Raw genomic sequence first — 17,307 nt, 5'->3', positions numbered from 1 at the left:
AACCCGCCGAACCGGGCAATTCAGGCCCCGTTTCGCTCACGATCCCCACAGACGAGGTCATGATGCTCCGCCGAGCACCGGAGGCACAGCGAACTGGCCGTGCTCTGCAGCCGGAGCCTGGGCCAGCACTTCGTCCCGATCCGCGACACCACCCACGACGTCATCACGGAAGACGTTGCGCAGCGGGTACGGATGCGCGAGGGGAGCCACATCGCTGAGATCGAGATCCTCGAGCTCGCGGGCATGGGAGAGCACACGCGCCAAGTGGCTCGTGAAGTGCTCGATCTCGGGTTGCGTCAGCTCGATACGGGCGAGCCGCGCGACGTACGAGACCTGTTCTGTGCTGATCGCTTCAGCCGATGCCCCATCCGGTGCCTTATTCGGCGCTTCAACTACCGTCTCTGCCGGCTCGCTTGGGGTCGACTCGCTCATGCATGCGGCAGGGTAACGCTGCGCCCGTCCGCGGAGAATGTGCGCGGCGGCAACGGCGCAAGCCTCAGCGCACGATGCGTCGGCGTGCGGCCTCGGCCAGCATCTCGCCGGGACGGGTGGGGCAAAACAGCACCCGAGAGACCAGCACGACCTCGGCCACGCCCCTGGTGCGCGGCACGACTTCGACGTCGCCGTTCAGCTCGACCACCAACACCGGACCGAGCGCGTTGCCGCTGAGATCCAGGAGGTTCGGGGCGTCGAGATCGATGTCGGCAGGCGCGGGGCCGAGCGCCGCGATGTCGGCGCGTCGCAGCAGGAAGGGCTGATGGGCGGCCATGCGGTCGTGCAGCACGAAGCCGTTCGGCACGAACACGACCCAACGGCGGGCGAGCTGGTGCAGCGCCCGAGTCCCGAATACGGCTGCAACGAACCCGATTGGCGTCGTTGCGATTGCCCACGCCCACGCGCCGATGGCCCACAGCACCAACGGCCCTCCGGTGCCCGCGACGACTGCCGCCCACACGGGCGGCACCGCTGCCATGCCAACGAAGAAGGGCACTCGCAGAAGCATCCGTCGCTCGTTGCCGTAGCTGAGACCGTCCACGTAGGCGTTGCCCGTTTCAGGCATGAGCGCGACCGCCGCCGCCACGACAGCGCCTGCGATCGCCGTTGCCGCTGCGGAAGCGGACAGTGCGACTCCCCATGCCGCCGCGGCCCATACCGAGCCGACGGCAATGGCGATCGCCGCTGGCGCGCACACGCGCACGACCGTCAGTGCCCAGGGTCGTCTAACGAGCGACGCAGTGAGCACCAGCGCCCATGCGGCCCACAGCTCGATGCTCACCAGACGCGCCGACGTGGACTCACATGCCGACAGCGCCGTGGACGCGGCTGCGCCCACACTCCATGGAGCGATGAGCCACAGCAGCCGGAACAGCCACAGCGTCGGGTGCGCGCGAAGCGTTGCTCCCACGGCGTGAGTCTCGCCGTTCGACGCCGCAGACACAGCGATCTGTGTCTCAGCGTCTCGGTACTCTCAGCAGTGCGATGTTGGATGACAGCAGTGACCGAGTGGGCGAGGCCGGCGACGCCACCGCTAACCCCGACATGCAGCTCGATCTTGGCCGCATGCGTCACTTGGCCAGCCTGCTCAGCCGCTATGACGTCGAGTACTACCGAGACGATGCACCGACGGTGCCCGATGGAGAATACGACGCGCTCAAGCGCGAGCTCGCTGAGCTTGAAGAGCGGTACCCCAACGCGGCAGATCCGAAATCGCCCACACATCGCGTGGGTGCGGAGATGTCGGCACGATTCAGCGAAGTTGTTCACGCCATCCCCATGATGTCCTTGGACAACGCCATGGATGCCGCCGAGCTGGTTGCCTGGCATCGTCGCGTACAGCGCGGCGTGGCCTCCGCTCACGCCTCCGACACCGACGACGTCGATGCCGGCGAACTACCGCTGTTCGGCATCGCCGACACTTCACCAGACCCATACGCACATCCGACATCCGGTCCCTCGGAGACCGACACTGGCGACGAGACGCCCGGTAGCGGAGAAGCGGCGCCCGCAGCGCCTCCGCTGCGCTTCGTGTGCGAGTTGAAGTTCGACGGCTTGGCTATCTCGCTGCGCTATGCGAACGGTCGGCTGGTGAATGCCGCCACGCGTGGCAATGGGCGCACGGGCGAGGACGTGACGGCCAATGTCCGGACCATCGCTGCCATTCCCTCGCAGCTCGAAGGTGATGCGCCCGAGGTGCTGGAGGTACGCGGCGAGGTGTATATGCGCATCTCGGAATTCGAAACGCTGAACCGCGCCCAGGCGACAAAGCGCGACGAGTTCATCGCCAGCAGGCCGACCGCCAAACAGGTTGCACGCGGTATCGCGGAAGCATGGGAACGCGACCCGCAGAGCAAGGTGGCCGCCGCCCACAATCAGTTCCCGGGTTACCGCAATCCCCGCAATACCGCCGCCGGCAGCCTGCGACAAAAGGACCCCAGCGTCACCGCCACGCGCAACCTGTCTTTTTGGAGCTACGACCGTGGTGAAATGGTCGGCGGTCCGGAGCTGACCAACGCAACCGAGCTGTTCGCTTACTTTGCGGCTCTCGGCCTGCCCGTCAATCCCCACATCACCACCTTCGAGAGCATCGACAAGGTGGTGACGCACTGCCGAGAGTGGCAGGCCGCCCGCCATAGCCCCGACTACGAGATCGACGGCGTGGTCATCAAGCTGGAGGACCTGACCTTGCGTCAGGCGCTGGGCGAGACCAGCAGAGTGCCTCGCTGGGCCATTGCCTTCAAGTTCCCGCCCGAGGAGCAGGTGACGCTGCTGGAGGACATTGAGGTGTCAATCGGGCGTACAGGCCGGGCCACACCATTCGCCCGCATGAAGCCGGTGCTGGTGGACGGTTCTGAAGTGAGGCTGGCCACGCTGCACAACGAAGACCAAGTCGCCGCCAAGGACGTGCGCCCGGGCGACACGGTGATCGTGCGCAAAGCTGGCGACGTTATCCCTGAGGTAGTGGGTCCGGCCGAGAAGCGGCGGTCCGACGACTCGCAGCCGTGGCGGTTCCCCACGCAGTGCCCGTCATGCGGCCATCCTTTGGTGCGGCAAGAAGGCGACGCCAACACCTACTGCACCAATCGCACCTGCCCGGCACGCGTCATCCAAGGCATCGGCCACTTCGTAGGCCGCAGCGCGCTCGACATCGAGGGACTTGGCGAGCAGACCGTCATCGCGTTGTTCCAACAAGGCTTGGTCCGCGATCCCGCCGCACTGTTCGCTTTGCGACACGACCAGCTCATTGACCTCACGCGCTTCGCCGAGAAATCAGCCGAGAGCCTCGTGGCAGAGATCGACGCTGCTCGGGACGTCACTCTGCCACGGCTGCTGATCGGGCTAGGGGTGGAGCACTTGGGACCGACAGCGTCCGAACTGCTAGCGCGGCGGTTTGGTTCGCTGGGCAAGATCGTGGCCGCAAGCGACGAGGAACTCGCAGCCATCGACGGGATCGGGCCGATCATCGCCGCCAGTGTCAGCGGGTTCTTTGCCGACACAGTCAATGCTGCGTTGGTGGAGCGGTTACGTGAGGCGGGTGTGCGCTTCGACCGGGTAGAGGGCGAACTCGATGCCCCGCAGGTGCTCGCCGGAAAGTCGGTGGTCCTGACAGGCAATCTGGACAACTGGCACCTCAGCCGCGATGAAGCCAAAGCCGCGATCACAGCTCGAGGCGGCAAGACCCCGGGCAGCGTCAACAAGAGCACATTCGCACTTGTTGCCGGGGCGCGCGCTGGTCAAGCCAAGCTGGACCGCGCCATTGAACTGAACGTACCGATCCTTGACGACGATGGCCTGCGCGCCCTGCTCGCAACTGGATCATTCGGAGACTCGACTTCGTGATCAGCCGCGGACATCGACTCGGTCGCGCGAGAGTCATCACGGCCTCAGCCGAGGTTGTTTGGAATCTCCACTTTCAGTGATGGGTCAGGCTCGACCGAAGCGACACGCGAGTTGTATAGCTCCAGCAAGTCTCGCAATCGGCTTGCGACCTGACCAGGTCGATACTCGGCGGCCTCATCGACGCCATCCGCGACGAATTCGACGATGCCCTTAACGATCAACAGGTCGGCAATCTGGAAATTGCCGGCCAACCCCTCCGCTGCCGCGGTCTTTTCTCGAAGTGTCAGCACAATGGGGAAAACGTCATGTGCGAGGTTGCGGGCGCATTTGCGCATCAGCGCTTCCCCTGGCGCTGTCGTGACATGGAGGGCAGCCTCATTGACGACGAAATCGCCGGAGCGGCCGGTTTGCTCGTCTGCCGTCGTATAAGAGTGGTTCTCGATCTCCGTGGCAGGATGCCGCAGGCACAGCGCCGCACCGACGAGGTGCTGAGCAACAGCTCCCGTCGCGTTGCCGCCGCGATTGCCCGCCTCATCAAGCATCTGCTGGATAACCGCACGAGTCGGCTCGTGTCTGCGATATTCAATGCGTAGGCGCTGGCGGTCGAAGAAGTCCATTTGGATGCGCTCAACCATCGCCGCTTGGAGCACACCAATCACGTCCGCGCTTGCATCATCGCCCGCGCCTGCGAACTCACTGGCGGCTGGGGAAGCATTGACCGCATCCTGAAAGCTGCGGGCGAGTTCCTGGCTGCCGCGACTGGTTCGGCCACCTTCGCTTGCGAACTGCCGATGTTCACCATGTCGGCCGAGAATCCTGCTGATGCGGGGACCCCCGAGCAGGCTCACTTGAGTGCCCGTGAACCAGCGCGCCTCTTCGAGTGGAAAGTGGGTAGCCATGTGCTCACACATGATGAGGCCGACAGCCATCACGTTGCGGTTGACGCCCGCCGCGGTCCGTTGACTTTCGTACCAGTCGTCGATGGCTCCATCGAGTTGCGACGTGATCTCTTCAGGAGTCACGCGGCGAACGCGTCAGCGACTGGCACCTCAGAAAGTGCCGGCTTCAGGAAGTTCCGCGCGAGCCACTTGACAGCCGGGACGGTCACTGCGTCCCCGAAGCCGAAGAGTGCCTGAGCCTCCGACACTGCTGAGATGCCGAAGTCGTCGGGGACACCTTGGAGGCGCCCGTATTCGCGCGCTGTCATCCATCGCGCCCGGTGGCGACCCTCGCGGAATTCAACAAGCGCTTGGCGCGACGAGCCGCCCCGCGCTGTGCGGAGGCAGCCGGCGATCTCGTCGGGACGAATTTCCCAGACCGCCTTGCCTCCACGCGTCCGTCGGTATGCCGTTCGCCATGCCGTACCGCCCTGCGCGGCGAGTTCGGCGAGACGCGCCCGGTGGCGTTCGGGCAACGTCGCATTGAATGCTGCCTCGCGTTGGCCGCGCCACCATCGTTCGTCGTCTTCTGCGAGGCGCTCCACCACATCGGACAACCGGCTCAGCACCGGCGGAGGCTGTCCATCCGTCAACGCGGCCAACGCGAGATCGCTATTCGCGGCGAGAAATCGCCGCAGCGCTGGCGGGCGGAGGGCGTCCGGATACCCCGCAGCCTCGCGGGGCTCAGCTCGCACCCTTGACGGGGGGAGCGCAGCCGACGGGACGAGGGCGCCGCGCACGCCCAGCACGAACAGGCGGCTCCTGGACTGCGGCACGAACCAACGCGAATCGACGACGGACAGATCGCAGGCGTATCCCAGTTCATTGAGTACCTTGAGCGCGCCACGCAAGTCGCTCCCGCCTCGCGACGACATGAACGAAGGCACATTCTCGATGAGCACGGCGCGAGGTTTGCGTTGTCCCATCTCGGTGAGCACTCGGGTGAATTCGAAGAACAGGCCGGACTGCTCCCCAGCCAAGCCACGCCGGTGACCCGCAAGCGAAAGATCAATGCACGGAAAGCTGGCCGTCGCTACATCGACAGCCGGCAGTTCGCTGCCGCGTACGTCTCGCACGTCGCACAAGCGATAGTCGTCGGCATCAAAGTTGGTCGCATAGACGGCGTGCTTGAGGGGCGAGATGTCATTGGCCCACACCACATCGAAGCCAGCGGCTTCAACACCGGCACGCACGAGGCCGATGCCCGCGAAGAACTCGGCGACCGTCGGCATGGACCCGGACAGTACTGGCGAGGTGTGACATCGTCGCGGACTGCTTGAGCAGGAGCGCCGATCGCGACAGCGATACATCAGGCCAGCCAGTAACTCGGTGCTGATTCATGCAACTCGAGCGCCGCTCGCCGCGCGAGGCATGAGCTGCGTCTTCGGTGAGGCTGACCCCCGTGCACCGCTGGGTCAAAACGTGCTGAAGCACCACTCGAAGATGAGGTCAGCTGCTTCGACATCGATGACCGGGGTTGCAGTCACGCGGGCGCATGTCTGACCGCTGCGCAGCTCCTCGATCACCTTGCCTGGTCCCGGGGCGAAGAAGTACTCGCCGAGCTGCGTCGTGCCAGCATCGAGCTGGTGAGCGGGAATCGTGGTCCCCCCAATCACGAGCGTCGGCTTCCAACCGGCGTCGAGCCGGGCGCCGATGGGGCTCTGGCGCGGCACTTGAGCGCCTGGCACCGGCGCCACTTCCTGCAGGCCGCTGGGATAGGACTGCGAGGCCTCTCCACCACGGCTCAGCCACACAGCGAGCACGACGCCCGCGGCCGCGACGAGGACGCCAAGCGTGATCGCTGTCGAGACACCTTTGCGCAGCGCCCACGGGACGGGCGCATCGTCTCCGGGTTGGCTCATACGGGCTGGCGGGCAGCAGTCGCGCCGCCCACGACTTCATCGTTTGCGTAGAACACGACAGCTTGGCCCGCTGCCACGCGTCGTTGAGGTGTCTCCCAGTGAAGCTGGCCGTCGGTGTCGAGACGGGCGGGCAGGGCCTGTCCGTGTGCGCTGGTTTGCGCCCCAACGGCGCCGGTGTGCGGAACTTCCGACCAGCGATGGTCGACAAGCGCCACACCCGCCGCTGTGAGCTCGCCCGCTGTGCCGACTATGACACGGCGGTCAGCCACGTCCACGTCGATGGCATATCGCCGACCCGGTGCGCCGCCAAGATCCAAACCCTTGCGCTGCCCCACCGTCACGAGCTCAACGGCGGGTGCGGTGCCCACGGGCCTACCCGCGGTGTCAACCAGATCTGCGGGGTGCAGTTCCATGCGCTCAGCCAGAAACCTGGACCGTCCCGACGCCGCCGTGATGAAGCACACGTCCTGGCTGTCGGGCTTGTCTGCGGTCCGCAGGCCCAGCTCGGCTGCGAGCATTCGCAGCTCGTCCTTGCGGTAGTCGCCGACCGGGAACCACAGGTCAGCCAGATCAGCGCTCGACAGCATGTACAGCACGTAGGACTGGTCCTTGGCGTCATCGGCACCCCGCCGCAGCCGTCGGCTGCCATCCCGCTCGACGACGCGGACGTGGTGACCGGTGACGAGGCGCTCGAACCCCAATCGCCGGGTGCGATCCGCCAGCACGTCGAACTTCACATGCCGATTGCAGGCAATGCACGGGTTGGGCGTCACACCGCTCCGGTGAGCGTCCACGTAGGGCTCGACGACATCACGTTCGAATTCTGCGGCGTAGTTGAAGACGAAGTGGTCGATGCCCAGCTGCTGGCACACCCGACGCGCGTCGTCGACATCGGACACGGCGCAGCAGCCCTGATCCTGCGGCCCGCCCCACAGCTTGAGGGTGACGCCCACCACCTCGTGGCCTTCACGCTGGCACAGTGCGGCCGCGACAGAGCTGTCCACTCCCCCGGACATCGCGACAAGGACTCGGCTCACCGCAGCTGCTCCACGCAGGGCGGAATCGCCTCGATGGCCCGGTCGATCTCCCACGCCTGCGTGCACCAGCCCAGGGACAATCGCAACGAGCCCGCGGCGGCGGTGCGCTCAACGCCCATCGCGGCCAGCACATGACTGGGCTCCATGGCGCCGGACGCACACGAGGCGGCTGCGGACGCCATGACGTCGTACCGGTCGAGCAGCACCAGCAACGCCTCGGTCTCGATGCCGCTGATGAGCAGCTGGCAGATGCCAGCAGCACGTTGCGTGCGGGGCACCGTCTCAACGCATCCTTCGATCGCCCCGGTAAGCCCATCGGCGAGGCGGTCTCGGAGTGCGCCGATCCGCTTGTTGTCCGCCGTCCGATTCGCCGTCAGCTCAGCCAGCGCGGCACCCAGCGCGACGATTCCCGCTGTGTTGTGTGTGCCGCTTCGTCGCTCCGCCTCCTGACCCCCACCGAGCACTTGCGCGGCGACGGACACGCCATGGCGCAAGGCCAGCAGCCCGACGCCCTTGGGGCCTCCGAACTTGTGCGCGCTCAGCGACAGCAGATCCGCGGACCGGGCTGCTTCGGGCACTTCGGTCCAGTTGACGCCTTGAACAGCATCAGTGTGCAGCAGTGCGCCGGGTGCATCGGCGTGCACAACTTCGGCCACGGCGTCGAGGTCTGCGATGACACCCGATTCATTGTTGACCAGCATCACCGACACGAGCCCGACCGCTGGACCGGCGTCGGGCCCAAGCTGGGCTTTGAGATGGACCAGATCGACCTGGCCGTCAGCGTGGACGCGAACGGTGCGCCCGCCCAGCGCCTCGACGGGATGCAGGACTGCGTGGTGCTCAGTGGCTGGGCACAACGCCGAGGTGCCGGTCGCTGCGGCGACGCCCCGAACTGCCAAATTGTCGGCCTCAGTCCCGCCGCTCGTGAACACGATGCCGTGAGGATCGAACCCGACCGCGCTCGCAGCGATCTCGCGCGCGTCGTCAATCGCCGCACGTGACGCTCGGGCCATGCGGTGCGCGCCCGACGGGTTCGCGAACTGCATTTCGAGATAGGGCATCATGGCGTCGACCGCGCACGGTCGCATCGGTGTCGACGCGGCGCAGTCCAGATACGCCGGGCGCTGCTCGGCAGCCGTGCTGGGAGGGGCCACGCCGCGAGGTTACGGCCACGAGGTCGTCGCTCCCGCCGGCCGCTCATCCGAGCGGCCCGGATTCATTTCATAGTCCCGGCCTATGGACAACACCGCAACAAACGGATTGTTTCTTGCCCCTGGCGCGGTCACGGTTGCGGTCGGCCGCGGGACAATGACATCGGGGACCGACACCGACAACAGTCAGCGAGAAGCAGTTACATGAGACATCCGCCCACCACCGAGCCGGGGGGCCCCCGTCACCGACCATCAGAACAGTCACACCGCGAGCCCCGACCGAACCGAACGATGATCGAGCAGCCGGGTGCCGGCAGTCTCGGCTGTGCGCGGGCTGGTCGGCGCCCATGAATTCCACGTCCGGCGTTCGCGCAGCGATTCCCCCCGCCAATCGGCCGACAATTCGCCAGCTTGAGTACCTCGTGGCTCTCGGTGCCCACGGTCACATCGGGCGGGCGGCCGCGGCGTGCTACGTCTCCCAGCCCACGCTGAGCACCCAGATCCGTCAACTCGAACGCCACCTCGGCGTCGCCGTGACCGAGCGTGTGGGGCGCGGCATCGTCATGACCGCCGCGGGACGCGAACTCGCGAATCGGGCCCGGTCAATACTGCACAGCACAGACGAGATGATGCAATGGGGGCGCAGCACGGCGACCGACCTCATCGGCCCGCTGCGATTCGCCGCTATCCCGACAGTCGCTCCATACCTGCTTGCACGTGTGCTGCCCGCTGTGCGCGATCGCCACCCAGCAGTGCAGACCCTTCTCGATGAGATCCGGACAACCGAGCTGACCGCAGCGCTGATGTCAGCCAGTATCGATCTGGGTTTGCTCGCTCTCCCCGTCCCCGACGACGCGCTCGAGCATCGGATCGTGCTGGAGGATCCATTTCTGTTGGCGATGGCGACCGACCATCGTCTGGCGCAGAAGACGACGGTGACGATGGACGATCTCGCCGGCGAGACGATGCTGCTCCTCGACGACGGCCATGGTCTTCGCGGTCAGGCTCTTGAGGTCTGCCGTGCAGCCGGCGCGAGATCCGATGGCGATACCGGTGGCACGAGCCTCGCGACGATCTGCCAGATGGTGGCGGCATCGATGGGTGTGACCCTGCTGCCCTCGAGTGCCGCGCCGATCGAGGCGCGCGAAGGGGCAGGCATCGTTGTCCGTCCCTTCAGTGACGTCAACCCCTGTCGACGCTTGGTGCTGATCTGGCGACGAAATTCGTCGGCTGCGCCCCTCTATCGCGAGCTCGCGGAATTGATGGCCGAGCGACTGGCCGAACCTGCCTCCTAGCACGTGGCAGCGGCACTGATTGACAGTCGAGCGCGTGAGCCGATGTGACAGTCCCGCCGACTGGTGCCACACTTGCCGAGCGTTGCGGCGATGTGGCCGCACGGCGCGCACCTGCCGGTGGACCTCGTCCAACCAGGCCGCGCCAGCAGTCTCGACCAGTACCGACAGGGCAGCCGACACCATGGGCATTGAGGTCTCCATCGACATCCCGGCTCCGCCCCAAGAGGTCTGGGACTACGTCGCCGACGTGGCCAGCAACGTCGAGTGGATGGCCGACGCCAGCTCGATCACGTTCGTCTCCCCTGCGACGCAAGGTGTCGGCACCACCTACGACTGCGTCACCAAGGTTGGACCATTGCGGACGACAGATCGCATGGAGATCGTCGAATGGGATCCGCCGCACGCGCTCGGCGTCGCGCACAAAGGCGTCGTACGCGGCGGCGGACGGTTCACCCTCGCGCCCATCGAGGAGGGCACACGTTTCACCTGGAGCGAGGATCTGACATTGCCCTGGTACTTCGGCTCACGGGTCGGACGCCAGCCCGCCGCGATGGTGCTTAAGCGCTTCTGGCGACGGAACCTGCGCACGCTGCGGGCACGAATCCTCGAACGCCAGCAGGGCCCGACCGGCCACGAACCGGGTCCCCTGCTCGGGATGGGGCGCGACTCCGAAGTGCGTGCCTACGGGCCGTACGTGATCCGGGTCAGCCTGCGCGGGCGCGACATGAGCCACGAGGCAGAAGCGATGCAGCACGTACGGGCGTACGGCTTTCCCGCGCCCGAGGTCATCGACCGACCCGACGACAACTCTGTGGTGATGGCGCGCCTGTCAGGTCCGACGATGCTCGACGAACTCGCCGCAAAGCCATGGCTGATGATTCGCCACGCCAAGGGTCTGGCCCGGCTGCACCGTGCACTCGGCGAGGTGCCGGCTCCGGCGGGCTGGGTGAAAGTCAGCGACGGAAAGTCGGTCGTGCATCTGGACCTGCAGCCCGACAACGTCAAGCTCACCGACAACGGACCGGTCGTCATCGACTGGTCGAACGCAGCCGCGGGCGACTGCGCCTTCGACGCCGCCTCGACCTACGTCCGGCTGCGTACCGGCGCGCCGGACAACCACGCGGCCGCCCGGGCAGTGATCAACGCGTTCCGAACGCGCTTCGCCCGGGCATTCCTCAAGGAATTCGGCCGGGACGAGATCCTGGCCCGCGTTCGAGCTGCGGCGGATCTGCGACTCCTCGACCGCAATCTCAATCCGAGCGAACGCGGGGCAGTCTTCGCCCTCGCCCGCGGCGAACTCGACTGAGCGTCCGATTCGGTCCCGCGCGCAGAACTTGTCAAGTCACTCACCGATGTCGTCGAGCAGCAGTTCGGCGGCGGCATATGGATCGATCTCGCGGCGAGCGAGACGGTCATGCACGTTTGCGGCAGTGTCGCCGTCGGTGATTGCAGCGACGCGGGCATCGATGCTGGCCCGCAGCACCTCGGCAAATTCGTTCTCGACACGCGCAGCCCGGCGGACGGTGAGCTCGCCCGTGGCGGTGCAGTGGTCGCGGTGGGCGCACACTGCGTCCCATAGCTCCGTGGCGCCTTCGCCGGTAGTGCCGACGGCGGTGAGGATCGGAGGGTCCCAGTCGCCCGGCGCAGAGAGGTCCAACATCTGGCGGATGTCCCTGCAGGTTTCCGACGTGCCGGGCCGGTCCGCTTTGTTCACCACGAAGATGTCGGCGATCTCCATGAGGCCCGCCTTGTTGGCCTGAACCGAATCGCCCCAGCCTGGGTTCACCACCACCACAGTCGTGTCAGCCGCGCCCACGATCTCGGTCTCGACCTGGCCCACACCGACCGTTTCGATCACGACCCACGGCCAACCCAGTGCGTCCAGCACCCGTACCGCCAGCGGGGTTGCAAGCGTCAGGCCGCCCAAGTGCCCGCGAGTGGCCATCGAGCGTATGTACACACCCTCGTCGAAGGTGTGGTCGGCCATGCGCACCCGATCGCCGAGGATCGCGCCACCGCTGAACGGCGACGACGGATCGATGGCCAACACAGCCAATCGCTCCCCTTGCTCGCGGGCAATCGCGACGACTGCGGAGTTGAGTGTGGACTTTCCTGACCCAGGTGCGCCCGTGATGCCGACGGTGTGGGCCTTGCCAGAAAGGGCGAACGTCAGTGCGCCAAGTTCGCGCGCCAGCGAGCCACCGCGTTCGACGTAGGACATCACCCGGGCGAGGGCGCGACGATGCCCGCCGCGTGCGGCCTCGAGCAGACCGTCAATTTCGTCTGGCAGGGTCATCGGCGCGCTGACGGTAGCGAACCTCGCTGATCGCGGCACGCTCAGCTGCGAGACACCGTGGCGCCGATGCCGACCAGCTTGCCGACCAGATCCTCGTAACCGCGGTCGATGTGCGACGCGCCCGCAACCTCGGTTTGGCCCTCAGCTGCCAGCCCGGCCACGACAAGTGCGGCTCCGGCACGAATGTCATGGGAACGCACTGGCGCCCCCGACAGGTGCTCGGCGCCGCGGATCACCGCATGGTGGCCCTCCGTGCGAATGTCAGCACCCATGCGACGCAACTCGTCGATGTACCGGAACCGGCCGGTGAAGATGTTCTCGGTCACGATGGCGACACCGGAAGCCATCGTGAGCATTGCGACCAGGAACGGCTTGTAGTCCGTCGCGAGCCCCGGGTACGGCAATGTGGAGATGTCAGCGGCAACGAGCCGGCCCGTGGCCGTCGCCTGCACTCCCGCTGCGTCGGGAGCGATGTGCATTCCCATCTCGGTGAGCTTGCGAATCAGCATCGTCATGTGGTCGGCGACGGCGCCGCGCAAGAACACCGAACCGCCGCACATGCCCACCGCTGCGAGGTACGTCGACGCCTCGATACGGTCGGCGATGACCCGATAGCCCGAATCGGAGCGGATCGGATGCAGGCGCTCGACACCGTCGATGCGCAGCCGGTCCCCCGCCCAGCCGACCTTTGCCCCCATCGCATTGAGAAAACCCGCCAGGTCGCCGATCTCAGGCTCTCTCGCCGCGTTGTGAATGTGGGTGCGTCCCTTGGCGCGCACCGCCGCCATCAGGACATTTTCTGTCGCGCCGACCGAGGGGTACTCGAGCACGACATCGGCGCCAGTCAGCGTGTCGGCCCGCGCGGAGATGTCGCCATGTTCGGTGCTGAACACCGCGCCGAGACTCTCGAGGGCCCGCAGGTGCATGTCGATCGGGCGCGGGCCGAAGTCGTCTCCGCCGGGCAACGCGACACGCGCAGTTCCGAACCGAGCCAGTAGCGGTCCGAGCACCACGATCGAAGCGCGCATCCGCTCGACAAGGTGGTACGGAGCTTCGGTATGGAGTTCAGCGGGCACGTCGAGAATGAGGCGATGATCGTCGCGGGTGACAATCACGCCCATCGCTTCAAGCAGCTCGCACATGAGCGAGACGTCAGAAATAGCGGGCACGTTTGCCAGCACGTGACGGCCTTCGGCCCCGAGGCAGGCGGCCATGAGCTTGAGCACGCTGTTCTTGGCCCCGCCGATGCGGACTTCTCCGTCCAGGGCGCTGCTGCGCCGTGCCACGATCGTGTCGCGCTCGCCGGAGTCGGGCTCGTTCATCGCCCTAGCGATACCACCACTGAGCACGTTTGCGGTGCTACGGGTCAGATCGCCCATGCAGATGGCGTGCCCGTCCGTGTGCTAGGCCCGCCGCTGTGACCCGCCAAGTGCGTACGTTCGTCGCCGATCCCGATGAGGTCGCCGACCTGCTGCGCCCTCGAGACGACATCGTGCTCGAGGCATCAGGCTCGACCAGCGACCGCAGCCACCGCTTCGTATTGGCGGAGGGACCGTTCACCAGCTACTCGCGTCACGTGCAGCTCTCGCCGACGAACGAGCCTGCCCCAGACGAGACTGCGGCAGGCGCGGCGTCGCGGTCTCGTGTCACCGAGACAGTCGAATGGCGGCTGGCCGTGCCGTGGTTCGGTCCGGCAATCAACGTCGCAGTCCGGCGCGCCATGCGCACCGGGCGCACGGGTGACGGCCGGCAACCGCTGTGGGCTCCACCTCAGCGTCTCAGCGCACGCTCGGCAACGATCTTGGCCATGCTCGCCGCCGCGGCGATGCTGAGCGGCTACCTGGCGAATGCGCCTTCAGAGCTTCACACCTACGCCGCGGACGAGTTCGGGGTCGATCAGACCGCTCAGGGAATACTCGGAGCGGTGGTGCGCATCGGAACGCTGCTCGCGATCGGGGTGTCGGTGCTCGCCGATCGCCACGGCCGGCGCCGCGTCGTGGCCGGCGCCATGGCAGCCGGCATTGGGGCCGCCGCGCTCGCAGCGTTGGCACCGAACATCGTGTGGCTGGGTGCATTCCTGCTGGTTGGTCGCACAGCCAATGCAGCACTCGGCGCCACGATCGTCGTGATGGCGCTTGAGGAGATGCCAGCGGGCTGCCGGGCGTGGTGCCTGTCGGTGCTCGCGATGTCAGCTGCGCTCGGCGCTGGCGTAGTCGTCTGGCTGCAGCCGCTCTCCGATCTGGCCACGTGGGCATGGCGCCTGTTGTTCGGCCTTCCGCTCGTCGCATTGCTTGGCGCCCGACCGCTGCTTCGAAGGCTGCCTGAGAGCCGCCGCTTCGAACGCCGCAGCCGTGACGTCCAACTGAGCGGCTATTGGCGTCCGATTGCGCTCCTCGGCAGCATCTACTTGGCATTCGGCCTGTTTCTGGGCCCCATTGACTGGTTCCGCAACGAGTACCTGCGCGACGAGCATGGCTTCAGCGCAGCGCTGGTATCGCTGTTCGTGCTGGGCACGGCGACACCCGCTGGTCTTGCCGTCTATGCGGCCGGCCGGCTCGCTGACTCCCGGGGCCGGCGAATGATCTTGGCGATCGCCTCGGTCGCAGGCTTGGGCTGCCTCGTCGCCATGTTCAATGTGTCGGGCTCAGCGCTGTGGCTGCTGGGCCTCGCCGGGGCGATGCTGTCGGCAGGACTGCTGCCCTCCCTTGGGGTGTATCGCGCAGAGCTGTTTCCGACCGCCGTGCGAGCACGCGCTGCGACCTTGACCGGAGCCATGGGCGTCGTCGGCGCAGCTGGCGGCGTGCTTCTCGCGGGCCGGCTGCGCACTGCGTGGGGCAGCTTCGGCGAGGTCATCGCGCTGTTGTGGATCGGGCCGCTGATCGCGGCGGGCATTGCCGTGCTGTGGCTGGCCGAACGCAGCGGCCACGAACTCGAAGAGCTGCACCCGGCCGACGCTGCCGTGGACCCCGACGGTCCGTGGTCGCCCCATGCCGGTACGTGAAAGGTCGGAACCTGATGAGGCCGCGATGAGTCGTGCCGAAGCACTCGTGCTGACACCGGGTGCCGGCGGCGGCGCGGACCACCGCACGCTCGTCGACATCGAGACAGCCTTGGCCGACCGGATGCCGGTGAGGCGGCACGACTTCGCCTACCGTCGGGCCGGTCGGCGAGCGCCGCCCCGCGCGGAGAGCGTGGTCGACGAGCTGCTCTGTGAGCTGCCCCAGATCGCCGCCGAACTCGATGTGCCGCCGGCAAGCATGGCGCTCGGCGGCAGATCCTTCGGTGGTCGCGTCTGTTCCATGGCAGTCGCTGCCGGTGCTCCCGCTGCCGGTCTCGTGCTCCTCAGCTACCCGTTGCATCCGCCTGATCGACCCGACCGTCTCCGTAGTGCTCACTTCGGCCAGATCACGGTGCCGTGCCTGTTCGTCTCAGGAACCCGTGATCCGTTCGCCACGCCAGACGAGCTGACGTTCCACGCTGAACAGATTCCCGCACCGGTCACGATGCGATTCGTCGAGGGTGCCCGGCACGATCCCAACACGGTCGCAGCGCGTCGCTTCATCATCGACGCAGTCCGCGAATGGCTCGAGGGCCTCGACGGATAGTTCCCGGACAGCACGCAACGATGGACAGCCGCAGGATTGACAGGGAGTTCAAGCGCCGATGCGTGAGACGATCATCTTGGCTATTTCCAGACTGGACGTGGCCGCCGGGCTCGGCGCATTCAGCACGTGCGTGCTGCGGCCTGCGGTGGTGACAGCGAAGTCGTCGGCCAGCTCGCCATTGGCGTCCATGGCCTGAGCACGCACACCCGCCTCCGAGCGCGCCAAGTCCTTGGGCTCGATCGCGGGCACCAGCCGCTGGAGCGCGCGAGTGAATGCTGCGGGGTTGAGCGAGCGCCACACTTCGCCTGCCCCGGCTCGCCAGTGCCGCCGTGCGAGGCGCCATAGTCCGCGGTTGGTGAGGTGCTCGCGCAGCTGGGCGCGGCTGATGTCGCTCCAGCCGTAGCCCTCGCGGGCCAGCGCCAAGACGGCGTTCGGACCAGCGTGAATTGTGCCGTCGATCATCCGCGTGAGATGCACCCCCAAGAACGGGAAGCTGGGATCCGGCACGGGATAGATGAGGTTGTTTACCAGATGCGCGCGCTCCGCCACCAACTCGTAGTACTCGCCGCGGAACGGGACAATCCGGAAGCCGCAGGCTGCGCCCGCCAGCTCTGCCACTTGATCGCAGCGCAGCCCGGCGCAGTTGACGAGCCATGAAGCTTCCACGTCACCAGCCGTCGTAGTGATCCGCACGCCCCCGGACTGCTCGCTCAGCGCGACGACTGCTGCGGTGGTCCGCACCTCCCCACCCGCAGACTCGATTTCGGCGATGAGCGCAGCGCAGACCGCGCCGTAGTCCGCGATGCCGGTTTCAGGGATGTGCAGCGCCTCCACGCCGGCACAGTGCGGCTCCAGCTCGGCCAGGCGGCGGGCGTCGATGAGCTCGGCTTTGACGCCGTTGAGAACCGCCCGCTCCGCCAGCACAGCCAGTCGATCTTGTTCGGAACTGTCGACGGCCACGATGACCTTGCCGCACACCTCGTGGGCGATGTCCCGCTCACGGCAGAACTCGACCATCGAGCTGCGGCCCGCAACCGCCAGCCCGGCCTTCGATGATCCTGACCGGTAGTAGATCCCCGAGTGCAGCACGCCGGAGTTGCGGCCGGTCTGATGCATCGCGGGCCGGGCTTCGGCTTCGAGCACCACGACGCGACACCCGGTGTGCTCGCGGATGTAGCGGTGTGCAGTCGCCAATCCGATGATTCCGGCACCGACGACGGCCAGGTCGGCCTGTTTCGAGTCCGTCCCACCGCCGTTCACCCGATCGAAGCTACTGGGCGGCCCAG

15 protein-coding genes are annotated in these 17,307 nt (G+C 66.7%); 5 read left to right on the top strand and 10 right to left on the bottom strand.

All coding sequences use genetic code 11. The features are described 5' to 3' along the window. Positions 1 to 57 precede the first annotated feature (57 nt). Both gatC and ACQY5K_RS16570 read right to left on the bottom strand, forming a co-directional pair. Positions 58 to 432, bottom strand: coding sequence for an Asp-tRNA(Asn)/Glu-tRNA(Gln) amidotransferase subunit GatC (gatC, locus tag ACQY5K_RS16575; RefSeq protein ID WP_428117544.1), 375 nt, complete (start codon positions 430 to 432; stop codon positions 58 to 60). Positions 433 to 496: 64 nt separating this feature from the next. Then, a complete protein-coding gene (locus tag ACQY5K_RS16570) occupies positions 497 to 1,405 on the bottom strand; it encodes a hypothetical protein (protein WP_428117542.1) in 909 nt (302 codons plus the stop codon). Positions 1,406 to 1,479: 74 nt separating this feature from the next. Between ACQY5K_RS16570 and ligA the strand changes: the two genes are divergently transcribed. Beyond that, positions 1,480 to 3,837 carry an NAD-dependent DNA ligase LigA gene (ligA, locus tag ACQY5K_RS16565; RefSeq protein ID WP_428117539.1) on the top strand — a complete coding sequence of 786 codons (2,358 nt, stop codon included), beginning with the start codon at positions 1,480 to 1,482 and terminating at the stop codon, positions 3,835 to 3,837. A gap of 44 nt (positions 3,838 to 3,881) precedes the next feature. Here ligA and ACQY5K_RS16560 read toward each other — a convergent pair whose 3' ends face one another. The 5 genes from ACQY5K_RS16560 to ACQY5K_RS16540 form a co-directional block, all read right to left on the bottom strand. Further along, positions 3,882 to 4,859 carry a DUF4928 family protein gene (locus tag ACQY5K_RS16560; RefSeq protein ID WP_428117536.1) on the bottom strand — a complete coding sequence of 326 codons (978 nt, stop codon included), beginning with the start codon at positions 4,857 to 4,859 and terminating at the stop codon, positions 3,882 to 3,884. Further along, positions 4,856 to 6,007, bottom strand: coding sequence for a DNA cytosine methyltransferase (locus ACQY5K_RS16555; protein WP_428117533.1), 1,152 nt, complete (start codon positions 6,005 to 6,007; stop codon positions 4,856 to 4,858). The genes ACQY5K_RS16560 and ACQY5K_RS16555 overlap by 4 nt, the downstream gene beginning before the upstream one ends. A 183-nt stretch (positions 6,008 to 6,190) precedes the next feature. After that, positions 6,191 to 6,637, bottom strand: coding sequence for a hypothetical protein (locus ACQY5K_RS16550; protein ID WP_428117531.1), 447 nt, complete (start codon positions 6,635 to 6,637; stop codon positions 6,191 to 6,193). Beyond that, positions 6,634 to 7,674, bottom strand: a complete 1,041-nt coding sequence (gene mnmA / locus ACQY5K_RS16545) for a tRNA 2-thiouridine(34) synthase MnmA (RefSeq protein ID WP_428117528.1) — start codon at positions 7,672 to 7,674, stop codon at positions 6,634 to 6,636. Before mnmA ends, ACQY5K_RS16550 begins: the two co-directional genes overlap by 4 nt. Next, the gene (locus tag ACQY5K_RS16540) at positions 7,671 to 8,828 is read right to left on the bottom strand and encodes a cysteine desulfurase family protein (protein ID WP_428117526.1); all 1,158 of its coding nucleotides are present in this window, start codon (positions 8,826 to 8,828) and stop codon (positions 7,671 to 7,673) included. The genes mnmA and ACQY5K_RS16540 overlap by 4 nt, the downstream gene beginning before the upstream one ends. A gap of 344 nt (positions 8,829 to 9,172) precedes the next feature. On the opposite strand from ACQY5K_RS16540, the gene ACQY5K_RS16535 reads away from it, so the two are divergent. Both ACQY5K_RS16535 and ACQY5K_RS16530 read left to right on the top strand, forming a co-directional pair. Next, a complete protein-coding gene (locus ACQY5K_RS16535) occupies positions 9,173 to 10,120 on the top strand; it encodes a LysR substrate-binding domain-containing protein (RefSeq protein ID WP_428117523.1) in 948 nt (315 codons plus the stop codon). Positions 10,121 to 10,301: 181 nt separating this feature from the next. Further along, entirely contained in the window at positions 10,302 to 11,426 is a 1,125-nt protein-coding gene (locus ACQY5K_RS16530) for an SRPBCC family protein (RefSeq protein WP_428117521.1), read from the top strand. 36 nt (positions 11,427 to 11,462) lie between these two features. Here ACQY5K_RS16530 and meaB read toward each other — a convergent pair whose 3' ends face one another. Together meaB and murA are read right to left on the bottom strand one after the other, a co-directional pair. Beyond that, entirely contained in the window at positions 11,463 to 12,416 is a 954-nt protein-coding gene (gene meaB / locus ACQY5K_RS16525; protein ID WP_428117518.1) for a methylmalonyl Co-A mutase-associated GTPase MeaB, read from the bottom strand. A gap of 41 nt (positions 12,417 to 12,457) precedes the next feature. Further along, entirely contained in the window at positions 12,458 to 13,738 is a 1,281-nt protein-coding gene (gene murA / locus ACQY5K_RS16520) for a UDP-N-acetylglucosamine 1-carboxyvinyltransferase (protein ID WP_428117516.1), read from the bottom strand. Between the two features lie 95 nt (positions 13,739 to 13,833). Between murA and ACQY5K_RS16515 the strand changes: the two genes are divergently transcribed. After that, a complete protein-coding gene (locus ACQY5K_RS16515; protein ID WP_428117513.1) occupies positions 13,834 to 15,417 on the top strand; it encodes an MFS transporter in 1,584 nt (527 codons plus the stop codon). A 25-nt stretch (positions 15,418 to 15,442) separates the two neighbouring features. Next, positions 15,443 to 16,021, top strand: coding sequence for an alpha/beta family hydrolase (locus ACQY5K_RS16510; protein WP_428117512.1), 579 nt, complete (start codon positions 15,443 to 15,445; stop codon positions 16,019 to 16,021). 48 nt (positions 16,022 to 16,069) lie between these two features. Here ACQY5K_RS16510 and lhgO read toward each other — a convergent pair whose 3' ends face one another. Further along, positions 16,070 to 17,281 carry an L-2-hydroxyglutarate oxidase gene (gene lhgO / locus ACQY5K_RS16505; RefSeq protein WP_428117511.1) on the bottom strand — a complete coding sequence of 404 codons (1,212 nt, stop codon included), beginning with the start codon at positions 17,279 to 17,281 and terminating at the stop codon, positions 16,070 to 16,072. Positions 17,282 to 17,307: the final 26 nt, after the last annotated feature.

The organism is Candidatus Poriferisodalis sp. (assembly GCF_965262965.1).
In the GTDB taxonomy this organism is placed as follows: domain Bacteria; phylum Actinomycetota; class Acidimicrobiia; order Acidimicrobiales; family Poriferisodalaceae; genus Poriferisodalis.
This window is presented reverse-complemented; position numbering and strand designations above follow the sequence as displayed.